18 protein-coding genes and 2 pseudogenes are annotated in these 17,246 nt (G+C 72.7%); 9 read left to right on the top strand and 11 right to left on the bottom strand.

Translation table 11 applies throughout. The features are described 5' to 3' along the window. Positions 1-484: 484 nt before the first annotated feature. The 5 genes from D8M35_RS10850 to D8M35_RS10870 form a co-directional block, all read right to left on the bottom strand. Positions 485-1,093, bottom strand: a complete 609-nt coding sequence (locus tag D8M35_RS10850; RefSeq protein WP_126891870.1) for a GNAT family N-acetyltransferase — start codon at positions 1,091-1,093, stop codon at positions 485-487. Between the two features lie 51 nt (positions 1,094-1,144). Continuing rightward, on the bottom strand, positions 1,145-1,825 hold the full coding sequence (locus D8M35_RS10855) for a uracil-DNA glycosylase (protein ID WP_126891871.1): 681 nt from the start codon (positions 1,823-1,825) through the stop codon (positions 1,145-1,147). Between the two features lie 5 nt (positions 1,826-1,830). After that, complete coding sequence (locus D8M35_RS10860; RefSeq protein ID WP_126891872.1) at positions 1,831-2,550, bottom strand: Type 1 glutamine amidotransferase-like domain-containing protein; 720 nt, start codon at positions 2,548-2,550, stop codon at positions 1,831-1,833. Beyond that, the gene (locus tag D8M35_RS10865) at positions 2,547-3,080 is read right to left on the bottom strand and encodes a phosphoribosyltransferase (RefSeq protein ID WP_174234737.1); all 534 of its coding nucleotides are present in this window, start codon (positions 3,078-3,080) and stop codon (positions 2,547-2,549) included. Before D8M35_RS10865 ends, D8M35_RS10860 begins: the two co-directional genes overlap by 4 nt. Before the next feature lie 67 nt (positions 3,081-3,147). Next, on the bottom strand, positions 3,148-3,957 hold the full coding sequence (locus D8M35_RS10870) for an SDR family oxidoreductase (RefSeq protein ID WP_126891873.1): 810 nt from the start codon (positions 3,955-3,957) through the stop codon (positions 3,148-3,150). Between the two features lie 71 nt (positions 3,958-4,028). Here D8M35_RS10870 and D8M35_RS10875 point away from each other — a divergent pair, with 71 nt between their 5' ends. After that, entirely contained in the window at positions 4,029-5,126 is a 1,098-nt protein-coding gene (locus D8M35_RS10875; RefSeq protein WP_126891874.1) for an acyltransferase family protein, read from the top strand. Positions 5,127-5,133: 7 nt separating this feature from the next. On the opposite strand, the pseudogene D8M35_RS17050 reads toward D8M35_RS10875, so the two are convergent. Both D8M35_RS17050 and D8M35_RS17055 read right to left on the bottom strand, forming a co-directional pair. Further along, a pseudogene (locus tag D8M35_RS17050) lies at positions 5,134-5,274 on the bottom strand (DivIVA domain-containing protein); the annotation flags it as partial. A 39-nt stretch (positions 5,275-5,313) separates the two neighbouring features. Continuing rightward, positions 5,314-5,409 (bottom strand): annotated as a pseudogene (locus D8M35_RS17055) (DivIVA domain-containing protein); the annotation flags it as partial. 177 nt (positions 5,410-5,586) lie between these two features. Here D8M35_RS17055 and D8M35_RS10885 point away from each other — a divergent pair. The 6 genes from D8M35_RS10885 to D8M35_RS10910 all read left to right on the top strand — a co-directional run bounded on the left by D8M35_RS10885 (position 5,587) and on the right by D8M35_RS10910 (position 12,510). Further along, positions 5,587-6,918 carry a bifunctional o-acetylhomoserine/o-acetylserine sulfhydrylase gene (locus D8M35_RS10885; RefSeq protein WP_126891876.1) on the top strand — a complete coding sequence of 444 codons (1,332 nt, stop codon included), beginning with the start codon at positions 5,587-5,589 and terminating at the stop codon, positions 6,916-6,918. An 85-nt stretch (positions 6,919-7,003) separates the two neighbouring features. After that, the gene (locus tag D8M35_RS10890) at positions 7,004-8,203 is read left to right on the top strand and encodes a homoserine O-acetyltransferase (RefSeq protein ID WP_126891877.1); all 1,200 of its coding nucleotides are present in this window, start codon (positions 7,004-7,006) and stop codon (positions 8,201-8,203) included. 189 nt (positions 8,204-8,392) lie between these two features. Further along, on the top strand, positions 8,393-9,550 hold the full coding sequence (locus tag D8M35_RS10895; protein WP_126891878.1) for a sensor histidine kinase: 1,158 nt from the start codon (positions 8,393-8,395) through the stop codon (positions 9,548-9,550). Beyond that, entirely contained in the window at positions 9,547-10,869 is a 1,323-nt protein-coding gene (locus D8M35_RS10900; protein WP_126891879.1) for a hypothetical protein, read from the top strand. The genes D8M35_RS10895 and D8M35_RS10900 overlap by 4 nt, the downstream gene beginning before the upstream one ends. A 96-nt stretch (positions 10,870-10,965) precedes the next feature. Then, on the top strand, positions 10,966-11,637 hold the full coding sequence (locus tag D8M35_RS10905) for a response regulator transcription factor (RefSeq protein WP_069710716.1): 672 nt from the start codon (positions 10,966-10,968) through the stop codon (positions 11,635-11,637). A gap of 312 nt (positions 11,638-11,949) precedes the next feature. After that, a complete protein-coding gene (locus D8M35_RS10910) occupies positions 11,950-12,510 on the top strand; it encodes a hypothetical protein (protein WP_126891880.1) in 561 nt (186 codons plus the stop codon). On the opposite strand, the gene D8M35_RS10915 is transcribed toward D8M35_RS10910, so the two are convergent. Beyond that, positions 12,485-13,750, bottom strand: a complete 1,266-nt coding sequence (locus tag D8M35_RS10915; RefSeq protein ID WP_126891881.1) for an MFS transporter — start codon at positions 13,748-13,750, stop codon at positions 12,485-12,487. The genes D8M35_RS10910 and D8M35_RS10915 overlap by 26 nt on opposite strands. A 370-nt stretch (positions 13,751-14,120) precedes the next feature. Continuing rightward, positions 14,121-14,300: a hypothetical protein gene (locus D8M35_RS10920; RefSeq protein WP_126891882.1), complete on the bottom strand. Its 180-nt coding sequence runs from the start codon at positions 14,298-14,300 to the stop codon at positions 14,121-14,123. Between the two features lie 137 nt (positions 14,301-14,437). On the opposite strand from D8M35_RS10920, the gene D8M35_RS10925 reads away from it, so the two are divergent. After that, complete coding sequence (locus D8M35_RS10925) at positions 14,438-14,617, top strand: hypothetical protein (RefSeq protein ID WP_126891883.1); 180 nt, start codon at positions 14,438-14,440, stop codon at positions 14,615-14,617. 10 nt (positions 14,618-14,627) lie between these two features. Here D8M35_RS10925 and D8M35_RS10930 read toward each other — a convergent pair whose 3' ends face one another. Further along, positions 14,628-14,936: a thiamine-binding protein gene (locus D8M35_RS10930; protein WP_126891884.1), complete on the bottom strand. Its 309-nt coding sequence runs from the start codon at positions 14,934-14,936 to the stop codon at positions 14,628-14,630. Continuing rightward, the gene (locus D8M35_RS10935) at positions 14,933-16,246 is read right to left on the bottom strand and encodes a glycosyltransferase 87 family protein (protein WP_126891885.1); all 1,314 of its coding nucleotides are present in this window, start codon (positions 16,244-16,246) and stop codon (positions 14,933-14,935) included. The genes D8M35_RS10930 and D8M35_RS10935 overlap by 4 nt, the downstream gene beginning before the upstream one ends. Positions 16,247-16,307: 61 nt before the next feature. On the opposite strand from D8M35_RS10935, the gene D8M35_RS10940 reads away from it, so the two are divergent. Then, entirely contained in the window at positions 16,308-17,024 is a 717-nt protein-coding gene (locus tag D8M35_RS10940; RefSeq protein WP_126891886.1) for a YceI family protein, read from the top strand. Positions 17,025-17,246 lie beyond the last annotated feature (222 nt).

Consider the following 17,246-nt stretch of genomic DNA (forward strand, 5'->3'; position numbering starts at 1 on the left):
GCCCAGCGGGACCGGGCGTGCATGGCGGAACCGCACGTACCTGACGTTCCCAGAGCACCAGGTACGCCCGGAACCACCAGCCATCCCACGCGAGATGGGAAGGAACGGGCAGACGGGAGGCTCGCGGCGGCCCCGCCACGCGCCTCCCGTCCGGCACCGCCCCGCCGCGACCACCGCACGTCGCGCCTTGCCCTGCACGCCCAGCGGGACCGGGCGTGCATGGCGGAACCGCACGTACCTGACGTTCCCAGAGCACCAGGTACGCCCGGAACCACCAGCCATCCCACGCGAGATGGGAAGGAACGGGCAGACGGGAGGCTCGCGGTGGCCCCGCCACGCGCCTCCCGTCCGGCACCGCGCTGCCTCGACTGCCCGGCTCGCCCCGGGCGAGACGCCGCGGCCCGGGCGAGACGCCTCGATCCGCGCGGCGTCCTGCACCCGTCGAGGGCGCTCCGCGCCGACGCCGTCGTCTCGAGGTCGCGGGTCAGCGCCGGGCGCGCGCGAAGAGCCGCGGCCCGCGCAGGCGGAGCCGCATCGTGACGGTGCCGAGCCACCGGTCGTACTTGAAGCCGACCTTGCCCATGCGGCCGACCTCCTCGAAACCGAGCCGCTCGTGCAGGCGGATCGAGGCCTCGGCCTGCCGGTCGGCGATCACGGCGATGACCTCGCGGACGCCGGCGGCGCGGCACTCGTCGAGCAGCGCCTCCATGAGCGCACGGCCGAGGCCCTTCCCGCCCGAGGCGGCACCGAGGTAGATCGAGTCCTCGACGACGTGGTTCGACCGGTCGCGCGGGTTCCAGGGGTCCACCAGCGCGTAGCCGAGTATCTGCCCCGACGGGTTCTCGGCGACGAGGAACGGCAGCCCCCGGCGACGGACCTCGTCGTACCGCTGCTTCCACCGCGCGAAGGTGAACGCGGACGGATCGAACGTCACCGAGGAGTTGCGGACGTAGTGCGTGTGGATCTCGCGGACGTCGGGCAGGTCACGCGGCTCGGCAGCGCGGATCGAGTACGAGAAGGTCGCCTCGGCGGGCACGGGCGCACGCAGGTGTCGCGGCAGCACACGACGGCGTTGGTATTCCTCCTCGAGCACGGTCCGAGCCTACGGGGTGCAACCCGGCGGCGGTCGTCAGCCGGCGGAGGGTCAGGCGGGGAGCGTCCAGTCGACCGGGTCGGCGCCCTGCTCGCGGAGGAGCGCGTCGACCTGCGAGAACGGCCGGCTGCCGAAGAAGCCCCGCGACGCACTGAGCGGCGACGGGTGCGCGGACGCCACCACCGGGGTGTCGCCGAGCAGCGGGCGCACCGACGCGGCCTGGGCACCCCACAGCACGGCGACGAGGGGCTTCCCCCGGGCGACGAGCGCACGGACCGCCTGGTCGGTGACGGCCTCCCAGCCCTTGCCGCGGTGGCTGCCGGCGGCACCGGCCTCGACGGTCAGCACCCGGTTGAGCAGCAGCACGCCCTGCTCCGACCACGCCCGCAGGTCCCCGTGCTCCGGCGGCGTCACGCCGAGGTCGTCGTGGAGCTCGCGGTAGATGTTCGCCAGACTCCGCGGGACCGGGCGCACGTGCGGGTCGACCGCGAACGACAGCCCGATCGGGTGGCCGGGCGTCGGGTACGGGTCCTGCCCGACGACGAGCACCTTCACGTCGTCGAAGGGTTGCGTGAAGGCTCGCAGGACGACGTCGCCGGCGGGCAGGTAGTGGCGGCCTGCGGCGACCTCGTCGCGGAGCCAGTCCCCCATCCGGTGCACGTCGGCCTCGACCGGCGCGAGGGCCTCGGCCCACCCGGGGTCGACGAGGTCGCGGAGGGGGTGCGGCCGCACGGGACTCAGGCGCCCATGGTCGCGACGGAGACGGTCTCGTCCCCGGCGACCACGCGCCAGACGCTGCCCGTCCCGCGGACCTCGAGCGCACCCTCGCCGACGACCAGCGCCGTGTCCTCGTCGATCGCGAGTCCGGCCGTGACGAACTCGGCCTCGGCCGCGGCGACGAGTCGGGCCAGGGTGCCGGCCTGCACGGCGTGCACGTCGATGGTCAGGTCGACGAGTCCGAGCCCCTCGCGGAGCTCCACCTCGTCCAAGCCCTCGGACGCGGCCTGCGGGCAGACCTCGACGCCGCCGATGCGCCACCCGCCGACGAGCGCCCGATCGGCCGCGACCATCGCGCCAGCCGAGTAGCCGAGGTACGGGAGTCCGTCGGAGACCAGGAGCCGGATCTGGTCGACGAGGGGCTGGATCGCGTCGAGGTACGCCGGGGTGACCCCGCCCCCGACCACCAGCGCGTCGACGTCACTGAGGACCGCGGTGGCGAACACCTCGCCCGCGGCGACCTCGGTCACCAGGACCTCGGCCTGCCGAGCACCGCCGAGGACCCCGGCGATGTCGGCCGTCGACGACGGAGCGGTACCGGACGGACCGGTCACGGAGAGCAGGGCGATCCGGGGCACGCTCCGACCGACGGCGGCGGAACGCGCGGTGGCCTCGGCCAGGAACGGGGCGGCGACGTCCGCCGCGACGAGGGGACCCCCGCCGACGAGGTGGATGCTCACGACTCGGCCGTCACCGGGGCGAGGGCGCTCCACGGGAAGGTGATCCACCCGTCGACACGACGCCACACGTGGTCGGGCTCGAGCACGGTGCCGGGCTTCGAGTACAGGCAGGCGCTCCGCACGTCGGCACCGGCGTTCCGGATGATGTCGACGACCAGGCGCAGGGTGCGGCCGGAGTCGGAGACGTCGTCGACCACGAGGACGCGCTTGCCCGACAGGCTCGGCGCGTCGAGGGCGGGCGACAGGATGACCGGCTCGTCCAGGCGCTGCTCGACGTCGGTGTAGAACTCGACGTTGATCGAGCCGCACTCCTTGGTGCCGAGCGCGTACGCCACGGCGCCGGCGATGATCAGGCCGCCGCGCGCGACCGCGACGACGACCTCGGGCTCGAAGCCGGAGGACAGGACGTCCTTGGCGAGCAGCCGTGCCGCATCGCCGAACTCCAGCCAACCGAGCACCTCGGGCCCGCTCGTCACGGTCACGGTCGAGGGCGCCTGCTCGGCGTGCCCGGGTTCGCTGCTGATCGGCATCCGCCCACGGTACCGGCAGGGAGCCACCCGCCGCGACCCGCGCCCCGACACCGCGCGCGCCGGGACGTCAGCTCCGGGGCGTCAGCGGCCCGCGGGCGAGCTTGTGCTGCGCCGACTGCGCGACCGGCCGCACCGTCACCAGGTCGAGGTTGACGTGCGCCGGCAGGTCGACCGCGTGCACGATCGCCTCGGCGACGTCGTCGGCGACGAGCGGCTCCGGGACGTCGGCGTACACCGCGTCGGCCTTCGCGCGGTCGCCCCGGAAGCGCGTCAGGGCGAACTCGTCGGTCTTCACCAGTCCGGGGGCGATCTCGACGACGCGCAGCGGCTCCCCGTTCAGCTCCAGCCGAAGGGCACCGACCAGCGCGTGCTCGGCGAACTTCGCGGCGTTGTACCCGCCGCCGTTCTCGTAGGCCACATGCCCCGCGGTGCTCGTGACCGTGACGACGTCGGCGACCCCGTGCGTGGCCGCGCGACGTCGGAGCTGCGGGAGCAGGGCGGCCGTCACGCGCTTCGTGCCGATGACGTTGACCTCGAACATCGCACGCCAGTCGTCGACGTCGGACTCCTCGACGCTCGCCGAGCCGAGGGCACCGCCGGCGTTGTTCACGAGCACGTCCGCACCGCCGAGCTGGTCCACGCGGGCCGCCAACGCCACGACGGCGCCGGCGTCGGTCACGTCGGCGACCAGGAACGACGCCCCGGTCTCCGCGGCGAGCGCCTCGAGCTTCTCCTGCCGCCGGGCGACGGCGAGGACCTGCCAGCCGTGCTCGCGGAACAGCCGGACGGTCGCTGCGCCGATGCCCGAGCTCGCGCCGGTGACGACGGCGAGCCGCTCGGTGGTGTCGGGCCGCTCGGTGTCGGGACGTGCTGCCATGGGTGCCTCCAGGTGGTGTCGGCACAACCGTACCGATCCGCGGAGGACACGATCCGGTACCGTGACCGGTCATGACGACGGACGCCGCTCCCCCCGCGCCCTCGGCCCCGGCGACGCCGCTCGAGCCGGGCCGGTCGCCGCGACGGATCCCGATGTGGGACACGGCCCGGTTCGTCGCCGTCACGCTCGTCGTGATCGGGCACGCGATCCAGCGGCAGACGGCCGGCAGCGAGCACGCCCTGGCGCTCTACACGTTCATCTACGCGTTCCACATGCCGGCGTTCGGCGTCATCAGCGGGTACTTCTCGTCCGCTGCCACGCCGACGGCCGAGCGGATGCGGCGGACCTTCACGGACATCGTGGTGCCGTACATCGTCATGCAGACGATCTGGACGGTGGTGCAGGCGGTCGTCGAGGGCGGTAAGGAGTTCAACCCGACGAAGCCGACCTGGACGCTGTGGTTCCTGCTGGCCCTGGGGATCTTCCGGCTGATCCTGCCGTACCTGGCGATCCTGCGGTGGTCGCTCGTCTGGGCCGTGGTGCTCAGCATCGGCGTCGGGTACCTCGACAACGTCGACTCGACGTTCTCCCTCGGCCGGGCGATCAGCCTGCTGCCGTTCTTCCTGCTCGGGTGGCAGGTCAAGCGGTGGGGCGTGTTCGACCGCTGGTACGAGGCACCCCGCCGCGTGGTGGTCCGTCTCCGCACGGCCGCCGTCGTCGTCTTCGCGGCGTGGGCGGCCGCGTGCGTGCTGTTCATCCCGCAGTTCAAGGGCTTCGACCTGCACCACTGGTTCTTCTACGACGACTCGTACTCGGGACTCGGCGAGGACGCCTGGTGGGCCGGCGGGGTCCGGCTCGGCCTGGTGCTGCTCGCCACCGTGCTGACGGCGTCGTTCCTGCTGCTCGTGCCCCGCCGGACGGTGTGGATCACCCGGTTCGGTGCCGCGACGATGTACGTCTACCTGCTCCACACGTTCGTGCTCTACCCGATCCGCGAGTCCGGCATCCTGGCCGGGGAGCACTCGGCGTGGCCGTACGTGCTGCTCATGGTCGTCGTGGCCTGCGCGGTGAGCCTGTTCCTCGCGCAGCCGTTCGTGCGGCGCGGCATGCGGTGGCTGCTCGAGCCGAAGGTCGACTGGTTGTTCCGCCGGGAGCCCGTCGAGCGCTGACGGCTCAGCGGCCGAGTGCCCGGAGCGCGACCACGACCTCGTCGAGGAAGTCGTCCACCTCGTCCTGGTCGTAGCCCTCCTGCCACTTCGTCGCGCGGAAGCGGACGGCGACCACGTCCTCCGGTGTGACCGTCCGGTCCCCGGTCACCGGACGGTCGCCCCGTTCCGCGGCGGCGAGCGTCGCCTGCACCCGGTCCAGCAGGTCGTCGACGTCGTCCTGCGAGTACCCCCTGCGGAACTTCGTCGGCTGGAACCGCTTCTCCGCCACGTCCTGAGCGCGCATGACTCTCCCCTCTCGTCCGGTCCGATCCTGCCAGTCGCCGGCGCGTTACGTCGCGAGGCGACGCCGCTGGTGCCCGGCCCGCCACCTGCGTAGCGTGACCGTCGTCGCGACGACGCCCAGGGCCTCCCGGCCGGAGCGCAGCGACCAGTTGACGGACCGGACCCGACAGGAGCCCCGATGAGCACGAACGACGCAGCCGCCTGGCGGTTCGAGACCACGCAGGTGCACGCCGGCGCGCAGCCGGACCCGACCACCGGGGCACGCGCCACGCCGATCTACAAGACGACGTCGTACGTGTTCGAGGACTCGGACCACGCCCGTGACCTCTTCGCGCTGGCGCGGCCGGGCAACATCTACTCGCGGATCATGAACCCGACGAACGACGTCGTCGAACAGCGCATCGCGGCGCTCGAGGGCGGCACGGGTGCGCTGCTGGTGTCGAGCGGTCAGGCGGCCGAGACCTACGCGGTGCTCAACATCGCCGGTGCCGGCGACCACATCGTCTCGTCGTCGTCGATCTACGGCGGCACGTACAACCTGTTCAAGTACACGCTGGCGAAGCTCGGCATCGAGACCACGTTCGTCGAGGACCAGGACGACCTCGAGGAGTGGCGCCGCGCCGTCCGCCCGAACACGAAGCTCTTCTTCGCCGAGACGATCGGCAACCCGCGGATCAACGTGCTCGACATCGCGGGCGTCAGCAGCGTCGCGCACGAGTCCGGCCTGCCGCTCATCGTCGACAACACGATCGCGACGCCGTTCCTGATCCGCCCGTTCGAGCACGGCGCCGACGTCGTGGTGCACTCCGCGACGAAGTTCCTCGGCGGCCACGGCACCGTCATCGGCGGCGTGATCGTCGACGGCGGCCGGTTCGCCTGGTCGGAGCACGCCGAGCGCTTCCCGGAGTTCAACTCCCCCGACCCGTCGTACCACGGCGCGGTGTTCGCGCAGGCCGTCGGCAACGAGCTCGCCTACGTCGTGAAGGCCCGCGTGCAGCTCCTGCGCGACCTCGGCGCGTCGAACTCGGCGGACACGGCGTTCGCGCTGCTCCAGGGCATCGAGACGCTGTCGCTGCGCATGGAGCGGCACGTGTCGAACGCCCAGGAGATCGCCGAGTGGCTCGACCGGCACCCGGAGGTGGCGACCGTGTCGTACGCCGGGCTGCCGACGTCGCCCTGGTACGCGGCGGCGAACAAGTACGCGCCGCGCGGGGTCGGAGCCGTGCTGTCGTTCGAGCTGAAGGGCGGGGTGCCGGCCGGCAAGGCGTTCGTCGACGAGCTGCGGTTGTTCTCGCACCTGGCGAACATCGGCGACGTGCGCTCGCTCGTGATCCACCCGGCGTCGACCACGCACTCGCAGCTCACGCCCGAGCAGCAGCTGACGACCGGGGTCACCCCGGGCCTCGTGCGGCTCTCGGTCGGCATCGAGAACGTCGAGGACCTGCGTGCGGACCTCGAGGCGGGGCTCGCGGCGGCCCGGGCGGTCTCGCAGGAGGGCCAGCGCGCCTAGCGCGGCCCGGGACGGAACCCCGCCACGCGCCCGAGGTGACGTAACACGGCGCGGGCGGGGCGCGCCTCCCGGCAGACTGGACCCGATGGACTGGCAGACGATCCCCGAGGACTCGGTCCCGTCCACCCTCGTGCCCGGCACCGAACTGGGGACGCTCGGCAAGCCGCCCGTGACCGGTGCCTGGCGTCCGGGTGACCACCCCGGCTCCCGGCAGTTCGCCGCACTCGGCGAGCAGTGGGTCCGCGGCGGACGGATCCCGTCGGTGCGCGTGGCCTACGAGACCTGGGGCGAGTTGAACGGGGCGCGCGACAACGCCGTGCTGCTCCTGCACGCGATGACCGGGGACTCGCACGTCACCGGTCCCGCCGGGCCCGGCCACCGGACGGCGGGCTGGTGGGGTGACGTCGTCGGACCGGGCCTGGCGATCGACACCGACCGGTGGTTCGTCGTCGCGCCGAACATGCTCGGCGGGTGCCAGGGCACGACCGGCCCCTCGTCGGTCGCCCCGGACGGCGTCGAGTGGGGCTCGCGCTTCCCGTTCGTGACCGTGCGGGACCAGGTCGCCGTGCAGGTGCAGCTCGCCGACGCGCTCGGCATCGACGTCTTCGCGGCCGTCGTCGGCGGATCGATGGGCGGCATGCACGCCCTCGAGTTCGCGGTCACGCACCCGTCCCGGGTCGAGCGGCTCGCCGTCCTGGCGTCGACCGCGCAGACGACGGCCGACCAGATCGCGGCGAACTCGCTGCAGCGCGCCGCGATCCAGACCGACCCCGGCTACGCCGGCGGCGACTACTACGAGGCCGAGGCCGGCGAGGGGCCGCACCGCGGCCTGTCGCTCGCGCGGCGGATGGCGCTGATGACCTACCGGGCGCCGGACGAGCTGAACGGGCGGTTCGCGCGGTCGTGGCAGAGCGACGTCTCCCCGCTCGGCGACGACGGACGATTCTCGGTGGAGAGCTACCTCGACTTCCACGGCAACCGGTTCACGCGACGGTTCGACGCCTCCTCGTACGTCGCGCTGACGCAGGCGATGGACTCGCACGACGTCGGGGCCGGGCGCGGCGGGGTGTCCGCAGCGCTCGCGTCGGTGACCGCCCGGACGCTCGTCGTCGGGGTGTCGAGCGACCGGCTGTTCCCGCTCGAGGACCAGCACCGGATCGCGGCGGGGATCCCCGACACGCTCGACGGGGACCGAGCGGCGGTGCTCGACAGCGAGTTCGGCCACGACGGCTTCCTCATCGAGCACGAGGCCGTCGGGGCGCACCTGCGACGGCTGCTCGACTGAACGGCCCGTCGCCGTCACCGCGGCACGTGCGCGGCGCGCCCGGCGCGCCCACGGACCGATCTGTCCACGTCCGCGTGCCGAACACCCCACAACGGGTGGGCCGCGTGGAATGATGGCGACGGGTACCCCGCCCGCGGGGTCCGGCGAACCACCGGACCCGACCGAACCGACGTCACCACCAGGACACCGATGGACTTCATCGCACAGGAACGCGACCGCTTGCTGCGGTCGACGACCCGTGTCGTCGGCGTCACCTGCGCGCTGGTCTCCGTCGTGGGCATCGTGTCCTCGTTCGCGGTACCGCTCGTCCCCCTGCTCGGCGCGCTCGCGTGCATCGCCGTGCTCATCGCCGCGCTGCTCGTCTTCGGCACGAACGGCTCGGTGTGGTGGACCGCGCTCGCACTCGCGTCGGGCCTCGGCGCGCTCGCGCTGCTGCTCTTCGGCGCCGATCCCGACGTGCGGTCCGTGGTCGCCAGCGCCGTGGTGCCACTGGCCGCCGGATCGTTGTCCGCACCGCTGATGGCCCAGCGGGGCGCCCCGGTCGGGCTCGCGATGACGATCGTCGCCGGGGTCGCGGCCGTCGGTGCCGTCATCTGGGCCTCCGGCGGCCCGCTCTCCGGTCCGACGACCGGTGTGGTGCTCGGCTGGGTGCTCGTCGCCGTGGTGTCGGTGTGGATCGCCCGGAGCATCCCCCGCGTCGCCCGGCGCATCCAGAGCATCGGCACGGCACACCGCGCGGAGCGGCAGGCCAGCGAGACCGAGGCACAGCGCCGTCAGGGTGCCCGACTGCTGCACGACACCGTGCTCGCGACCCTCACGCTCCTGGCCCACTCCGGCGTCGGGGTGTCCGAGCAGGCCATGCGCGAGCAGGCCGCCGAGGACGCCAGGCTCCTCCGCCACCTCCGTCTCGGGGCCACCCCGCAGCCGCAGCAGTCCGGCGACTACTCGCTCACCCGCGAAGAGGAATCGCCGCTCGGCCAGACCCTCGAGTCGGTCAAGCAGCGCTTCGGTCGGATGGGGCTCGAGGTCAGCTGGCACGGCACCGGGCAGGTCCTGCTCCCCTCGCACGTCCTCGACGCGTTCCTGCTGGCCCTCGGCGAGTGCCTCGAGAACGTCCGCCGCCACGCGGGGGTCGGCGAGGCCCACGTCACGATCGTCCACGACCAGGAGACCGTGCGCGCCATGGTCACCGACTCCGGTGTCGGCTTCGACCTCGACGCGGTGAGCGCCGAACGCCTCGGCTTCAAGGAGAGCGTCGTGAACCGGCTCCGCGAGGTCGGCGGCGACGCCAAGCTGTTCTCCGCCCCGGGCTCGGGCACGACCGTCGTCTTGGAGGCCCCGCGATGACCCGCATCCCCGAGGACACCATCAGCCGCGGGTTGCCCGGAGAGACGGTGCAGCCGGCACCCCGCACCCGCCGTGAGGCGCGCGAGCGCTACCGGGGCAGCGAACGGCGGCAGGCCCGCGGGCTCCCGTCCACCTCGACCGGCGCCCGGTCGCTCCGCCAGGCGGCCAAGCCAGGCGCATCGCTCGGTGCCGGGTACCTCGGCCTCGGCGCCGCGGTGCTCACCGCCATCGAGGCCGTCGTCGGCATCGTCTTCTTCCTGGTCCGGCTGCCGGGCTACTCGGAGCCCTGGTTGCCCACGGCCGCATGGGCGTTGTACCTGGTCGCCGCGATCGGCGTCGGCCTCAGCCTGATGACCTACGGCGAACGACTCACCGGGACCGCGTTCGCGCTCATCTGCACCGTGCTCGCGTGCGTCGTGACCCTCGACTTCATCGGCATCTTCCCCGAGCACGACATCGCGCACACCGCCAGCGCCTCGGTGGCCGCGGCGTACGCCCTGCTCCCGGTCGCGACGCTCCGCCCCGCCCGCGAGGTCGCCGCCGCCATCGCGGTGCTCGGCACCGGCTTCGCCGTGATGGCGGCCGTGTCCACGCCGATCACCCCGACGAGCTTGCCGAGCATCGTCTCGCTGCTCGCGCTGGTGGTCGTTCCGCCGTCGGTCGCCCTGTTCGTGGTCCACCGTTTCCGGCAGCTCGTGCAGCGCGAGCTCGACCGGGTACTCGTGCAGAGCAACGTCCAGGCGCCGCAGTTCGCGGTCGGCATGCTGGCGTCCGACGAACTCGCCCGGCTCGACCTGGCTGCCGAGAAGCTCCTCGACGCCGTCGCGAACGGCTCGGACCCGCTGCCGCTCTCGGATGCCTCGGCATCGGTCGCCGCGTCGCTGGCGACCGAGCTCCGGCTGCACCTCATCGAGGGGCGCCGCGAGACGTGGCTCTACCACGCGATCACGGAGTCCGACCACCTCGGCCGCTCGGTCAGCGTGGCCGACCCGCAGTCCCTCGCCGGCCACCTGGGTCCCGCCCAGCGGGACGGCCTGCTGCAGGCCCTGTGGCAGATGGTGGGCGACGGGCGTCCGGCGCAGCCCGGTGTCCCCGTCGTCTCCGTGACGCTCGGTCCGATCGGCTCCGACGGCCACCCCGTCTCCGACGAGCGCATGGACGTGCCGATCGTGTTCGAGACCCGCGGGATCCCCCGCCGCCGCCTCGGCCCGACCGCGTGGAGCGCGCTGCAGCGCATCGGCCCGTACACGGAGTCGTTCCGCGAGGGGACACTCCGCGTCGTGTCGCACTGCGTCGTCGACCGACACCCGTCGATGTAGACGGGTCCGAACTGCCGGACACCCGGCACACCTCCCCAGCCCGGACGGTCCCGACACCTAGGATCGGCGTGCACTGCCTTCGAGAAAGGACGCCTGATGGCGACTCCAGAGGAACCGATCCGACTCGCACTGGTCGACGACCACCGCATGCTGCTCGGCGCGCTCACGGAGTGGATCCGCAGCGCCGCCGACGACATCACGCTCGTCGCCGCCGTCACCACCTGGCCGGAGCTCCTCACGAGCCCGGCGTTCCCGGTCGACGTGGTGCTGCTCGACCTGGACCTCAAGGACTCCATCCCGGTGTCGCTCAAGATCTCGACGCTCAAGACCGCCGGCGTGAAGACCGTCGTGATGAGCACGTACTCGGAGCCGAACGTCGTCCGTGAGGCCCTGGCGTCCGGCGCCCTCGGCTACCTCGTCAAGAGCGAGGACGCCGACATGATCGTCGAGGCGATCCGTGCGGCGCAGCGCGGCGAGCAGTACGTCTCCGCCGAGCTCGACCTGGCGATCAACAGCGGCGACGTCGGTGGTGTGCCGAAGCTCAGCGCGCAGGAGCGGCGCGTGATGGCGCTGTACGGCGGCGGCGAGCCCGTCAAGAGCGTTGCCTACCAGCTCGGCATCTCGGAGGAGACCGCGAAGAGCTACCTCAAGCGCATCCGCGAGAAGTACCGCGTCGCCGGCTTCGACGTCGGCACGAAGGTCGCGCTGCGGAAGCGCGCGATCACCGACGGCATCATCGTGCAGGACGGCAGCCCGGTCGGGCTCTAGTCGGCACCCACACGACGGACGGGAGGCCCGTGGCGAAGCCGCCACGGGCCTCCCGTCCGTCGTGTGGTCGCGTGTGCCCGCCGGTGGCCGCGACTCTTCCGCGGAAGCGACAGGCTCACACGGAACGTTCGCGGCCTTCTGTCGCTTCCGCGGAGCTCACCGGCGCCGAGGCGCAGCGGAGCGTCGGCGCGCGGACCGGCGTCGGCACGGCAAGATGTCCAGGTGTCCGACCTGACCCGCCCTCGCTCAGCAGCCCGTCGCGCACGCGGGGTCGGACGACACGCAGGACGCTCCCCGGATCGACGTCCGCTCGTGCTCACCGTCCTGGCGCTGGCGGCGTACGCCGTCGTGCTCGCGCTCGTGATCGGGACGGCCGGCGCCGCAGCGACACGCTACGCCGGACGGGACCAGCCGGTGCACTGGGGCACCTTCCGCCTGACCGAGCGCGACTGTTCGACGAATCGGTACGGCGGGGAGACCTGCCTCTGGTATGGCACGTGGACCCCGGACGACGGGTCACGTCCGGTTCGCGACGTCGAGTACGACAACGGATCCTCCGACCCGAAGGACGCTCCCGTCGGGGACGTCCGGACCGGCTACCGCGACGCTGACCTGCTCGATGCCGAGCCGGGCACCGTGTGGAACGGAGACGACATCGACTCGACCTGGGTCAGCCCGGCGATCTTCGCTGCGATCGGACTCGCGGTCCTGACCTTCCTGGTGTTCCAGTGGGGGGGACGCCGCACGACTGCGACGGTGGTGGCGGCGTCGCAGCGCGACGTCCGGACGGTGACCGGTCAGCGAGCCCGGTGGAGCCGACCGGTGCCACGCCCGGCTCCGCTGGGGGTCAGACCGTGGGCACCGGTGCAGTGATCGGTCCGGTCGACGGCGACGACGAGCGCAAGGAGGCACGACGGTCCGTCCGCCGTTCGACGCCGTAGCTCACCATCGTCACGAGCAGGCCGAGCAGCGCGAGCACGATGCCGAGCCACGCCGGTGCGAGGAACCCGAAGCCGGCAGCGATGACCGCCCCGCCGAGCGCGGCGCCGAGCGCGTTCCCGATGTTGAACGCGGAGTGGTTCAGCGCCGCCGCGATGGTCCGGGCGTCACCGGCGACGTCCATGAGACGCGACTGGACCGCCGGCGGGATCGCGGAGGAGGTCGCCCCGAGCAGGAACGCGCCGAGGAACACACCCCAGACCCACTGCGCCGTGAAGACGGTCACGAGCAGGGCACCGATGAGCGCGAGCATCCCGATGTAGATCGTGCGCTTGACGCTGTGGTCGGCGAGGTGACCGCCGAGCACCCCGCCGACAACCATGCCGAGACCGACGACCACGAGCACGAGCGGCACGGCGGACTCGGGCAGCCCGGTGACGTTCTGCACGAGCGGCGAGATGTACGAGTAGACGGCGAAGAACCCGCCGAAGCCCACGGCCCCGAGGCCCATCACGATCCAGAGCTGCGGCGACCGGAACGCCCGGAGCTCACGGCCGATGGTCGCGTGCTCGTCGGCGGCGCTGCGCGGGACGAACGCTGCGACGGCGAGGAAGGTCAGGGCGAACAGCAACGAGACGACGCCGTACGCGATGCGCCAACCGGCGTTCTGCCCGATCCAGGTGATCGCGGGCACACCGACCACGTTGGCGATCGACAGGCCGAGCATCACCATCGCGATGCCCTTGCCGCGCTTGCCCGGGCCCATGATCTCGCCGGCGACGATGGAGGCGATGCCGAAGTAGGCACCGTGGGGCAGACCGGCGACGAAGCGAGCGACGAGCACGAGGCCGAAGTTCGGCAGCACCGCGCTCGCCACCGTGGCTACCACGAAGCCGACGAGCAGCACGAGGATCAGGCCCTTGCGCGGGAACGTCGCCGAGATCGCCGCGATCGTCGGCGCACCGACCACGACGCCCAGGGCGTACGCGCTGACGAGCCAGCCGGCGTGCGCGACACCGGCGGCGGGGTCGGCGGCGTACTGCGCGGGCAGCAGGGCCTCGGCGATGTTCGGCAGCAGCCCCATCGCGACGAACTCGGTGGACCCGATGGCGAAGCCACCGAGGGCGAGGGCGATGAGGGCGAACGCGCGCTGCGTCGGCGTGGTGAGCGTCATGCGACCTGTCTGGATCGGGAGGAACGGAGGTGGGACGAGGGGCCGGACCCGGATGCGTGCCGGGACCTGACCGGACCGCCACGCCGCACGCTGTGTGTGCCCACGACGTCCCGCTGCTCCCGGTGTGCCCACGGCAGCGGTGCGGCACCCCTGTGGCGGCGGAGTCGGCAGCGGGGTCGGTCCGTGTTCGGCGTCGAACGGTCCGAGCACGCCTGCAGCGGCCCGTTCCAGCAGTGTAGACCGCTCCAAACGGCCGACGGAAGACGACGGGCCGAATCGATTCGACATCAGCCGGACACGCCGCCGTGGAGCGGGAGCGGCTCCCGCCGGAGGAGCCAGCGCGACAGGTACCGTCGCTGCTCGACGGGCCTCAGGCCGCGCGGCGCTCCTGGCTCACGGACCCGGTCGAGACCGGCTCGGGCAGCTCGTCACGATGGGCCCACCCCGACCCGCACTCGGTGCAGCTCGCCCAGGCGTTGCCGCCCTGCTCGTCGCTGTCGATGACGACCGTCTGCAGGTCGCAGTCGGGGCACCAGCCGTCGTGCATCATCACGCGCTCCTCGTCGTCGTCGGGGTCGACCCGAGCCGCCGGTGCGGCTCGATGCGGACCATGAGACACCCGACCACCGACAACACCGGGAGGCGCGCGGCGTGTCCTGCGCCTCCCAGCGGGCGTACGCTCGGCACATGGGGTGGTGGATCGTGACCGGTGTCGTCCTGCTCGTCGCGGTGGGGCTGTGGCTGTGGATGCACCACCTGACGGACCTCGGCTCACGCTCGCGGCAGTACGAGGGCAGTGACCCCGAGATCGCCGAGGCCCTGCGGCAGGCCCAGCGCGACCGCAACAACGGCCGCATGTACCCCTGACGACGACCGGCTACTCGCCGAGTGCCGCCTCGAGCCGCTCGAGCTTCCCGTCGATCTCGCCCGTGTGCCCGGGGCGGATGTCGGCCTTGAGGACGAGGGACACCCGCGTGCCGTGGGCGCCGACGGCCTCGGTGGCGCGCTTGACGACGTCCATCACCTCGTCCCACTCCCCCTCGACCTCCGTGAACATCGACGAGGTGCGGTTCGGCAGCCCGGACTCGCGGACGACCCGCACCGCTGCGGCGACCGCGTCGTGCACGGACCCGTCCGAGGATGCCGAGGGACCACCGGACGGTGCGACGGAGAACGCGACGATCATGCGTCCATCCTGCCCCGGTCGACTCCCCCGTGCACCGACGATTCGGACGCCGGCGTCGACGACGAGCCCGACGAGCCCGACGCACGCCCCAGTGGACGCCCCGACGGACACCGAGCCAGCCGCACCAGCACGACCACCGCCCACACCAGCACGGCGACCTCGAGCACGTTCCGCACCGTGAGCACGGACACCATCCACGGGCGCACCGCGAGCAGCTGGTTGTAGAACCCCGGGTAGATCACCTGCGTCAGCAGTGCCAGGGGCAGCAGCCCGATCGCCACCGGCAGGAAGCGCCGTGCACTCGGGTGCCCGGCGACCAGTCCCCACACCACGGGCACCGCGTACCACCCGACGTACTGCGGCGACCCGACCTTGTTCACGGCGATGAGCGCCGCGACGAACAGCAGCGCGAGGACCGGCGCGACCTCGGTGCGACGGGCGCCACCGCGGACCGCGAGCACCGCGAGGACCAGGCCGCCGATCACGAGCAGTGCCATCAGCGGCGTCGACAGGGCTGCTGCGGCGTGGGTGCCCGCTCCGGACACCTCGAAGGTCAGGATCTCGCGGTCGTAGTACACCGCCGCCCCGGGCACCCCGAGTGCGGCCGCCCACATGAAGGGCGTCGCGAGCGGCGCCTCGACCTGCAGCGCCCGGTCGCTCTGCTCCGTGACGAAGGACAGCAGGTGCGGCGCTCCCCCGTAGAGCACGTCGACGAGCACGATCAGCCCGGTCACGACGAGTGCGCCGGTCACGACGGCGCTCCGGTGTCCCCGTCGGAGCAGCACCAGGACGCCGACGAGTGCAGCCGGCCAGACCTTGGTCCATGCCGCAGCGGTGAAGAGCGCCGACGCGACCGCCGGACGGGTCACGACGAAGGCCACTGCGACGAGGGCCAGGGCGGTGGCCACGGTGTCGATCCGTCCGAGTGCGATCGGTCCGAGCGCGAGCAGGAACACGAGCCACCACCACACGACCCGCACGCCGAAGGCACGGAAGCGCCACAGGAAGGCGCACGACACGGCGTCGAGCAGCACCATGATGGTGAGCCAGCCGCTCGCGATCGCTGCGGTGCCGCCGAGCGCCGCCGCAGCCATCGGCACGAGCGCGAACACCGGGTACACCCAGTCGGTGTCGACCCCGACCCACGAGTGGTCGATCCGCCCGATCTCGATCCACCGCCGGTAGGCGAGGGTGACGTCACCCAGCGGCTGGTTCGGCGCCGTCGTGGCGAGCCACCACAGCACGGCGTGCACGAGCACGAACACCACGGCGAGCGAGACGCCCTCGACCCACCGGAACCGCTGCTGCACCGTGCGAGCGTAGCGGCACGACCCACAGGCTCCCCTGAGGAGGACGTGTCACCGTTCCCGGGTGAGCACCGACCCCCGCCAGCGCCCCGCCACCCGCAAGCCCCTCGTGTGGGCGGGGATCGTCCTGCTCGTCGCGGTGCTCGCCGTCGTCGGCGTCGCCGTCGGTACGAGCGTGTACACCTCGAACGAGAACGCGAAGGCCTCCGCGACGCCCTCGGTCGCCGCGAGCCGCGCTCCGTCGACGCTCGACCCGGCCGACCTGTCCGGCGACTGGACCGTGGGCGGGGACTCCGAGGCCGGCTACCGCGTCCACGAGGTCCTCAACGGCTCCGCCGTCACCGTGACCGGACGGACCGACAGCGTCACCGGTTCGGCCCGGGTCGAGGGGACCTCGATCACCGAGGCGACGATCACGGTGCAGGTCGCCGACATCGCCACCGACTCGGCGCAGCGCGACTCGTACTTCCGCGACTCCGCCCTCGACGTCTCGGCCTTCCCGCAGGCGACCTTCACGCTCACCGAGCCGATCGCCGACGCCGTCCCGAGCGGCTCCGGCACGACCGAGGTCCGGGCCGACGGCGAGCTCACCCTGCACGGCGTGACGAAGGCGGTCCGCGCCGACCTGCAGGTCGGGCTGGACGGCGACGGCGTCGCGGTGTCCGGTACGGTCCCGATCACCTTCTCGGACTTCGGGGTGCAGGCCCCCGACCTCGGCTTCGTGCAGGTCGACGACGCGGGCGCCGTCGAGTTCCTCGTGCACGCGACCCCCGCGTCCTGACGCGCCGGTCGGACGCGACCCCGCCTGGTCTCGCGACCCCCGCGTCCTGACGCGTCCCACCACCGGACGGGAGGCACGGCGCCCGCCCGCCCCGCGCCTCCCGGCCGTCATCCGGTCGCCGCGACGACGCAGAACGACAGATCCGCTGTCGCTCGACATCGCATCTGTCGTTCCGCAGCGGGGAGCGCCGCGCCCGCGGCCCCGCCCACCCGGCCGCGCGCG

Source organism: Curtobacterium sp. HSID17257 (genome assembly GCF_003989515.1).
In the GTDB taxonomy this organism is placed as follows: domain Bacteria; phylum Actinomycetota; class Actinomycetes; order Actinomycetales; family Microbacteriaceae; genus Curtobacterium.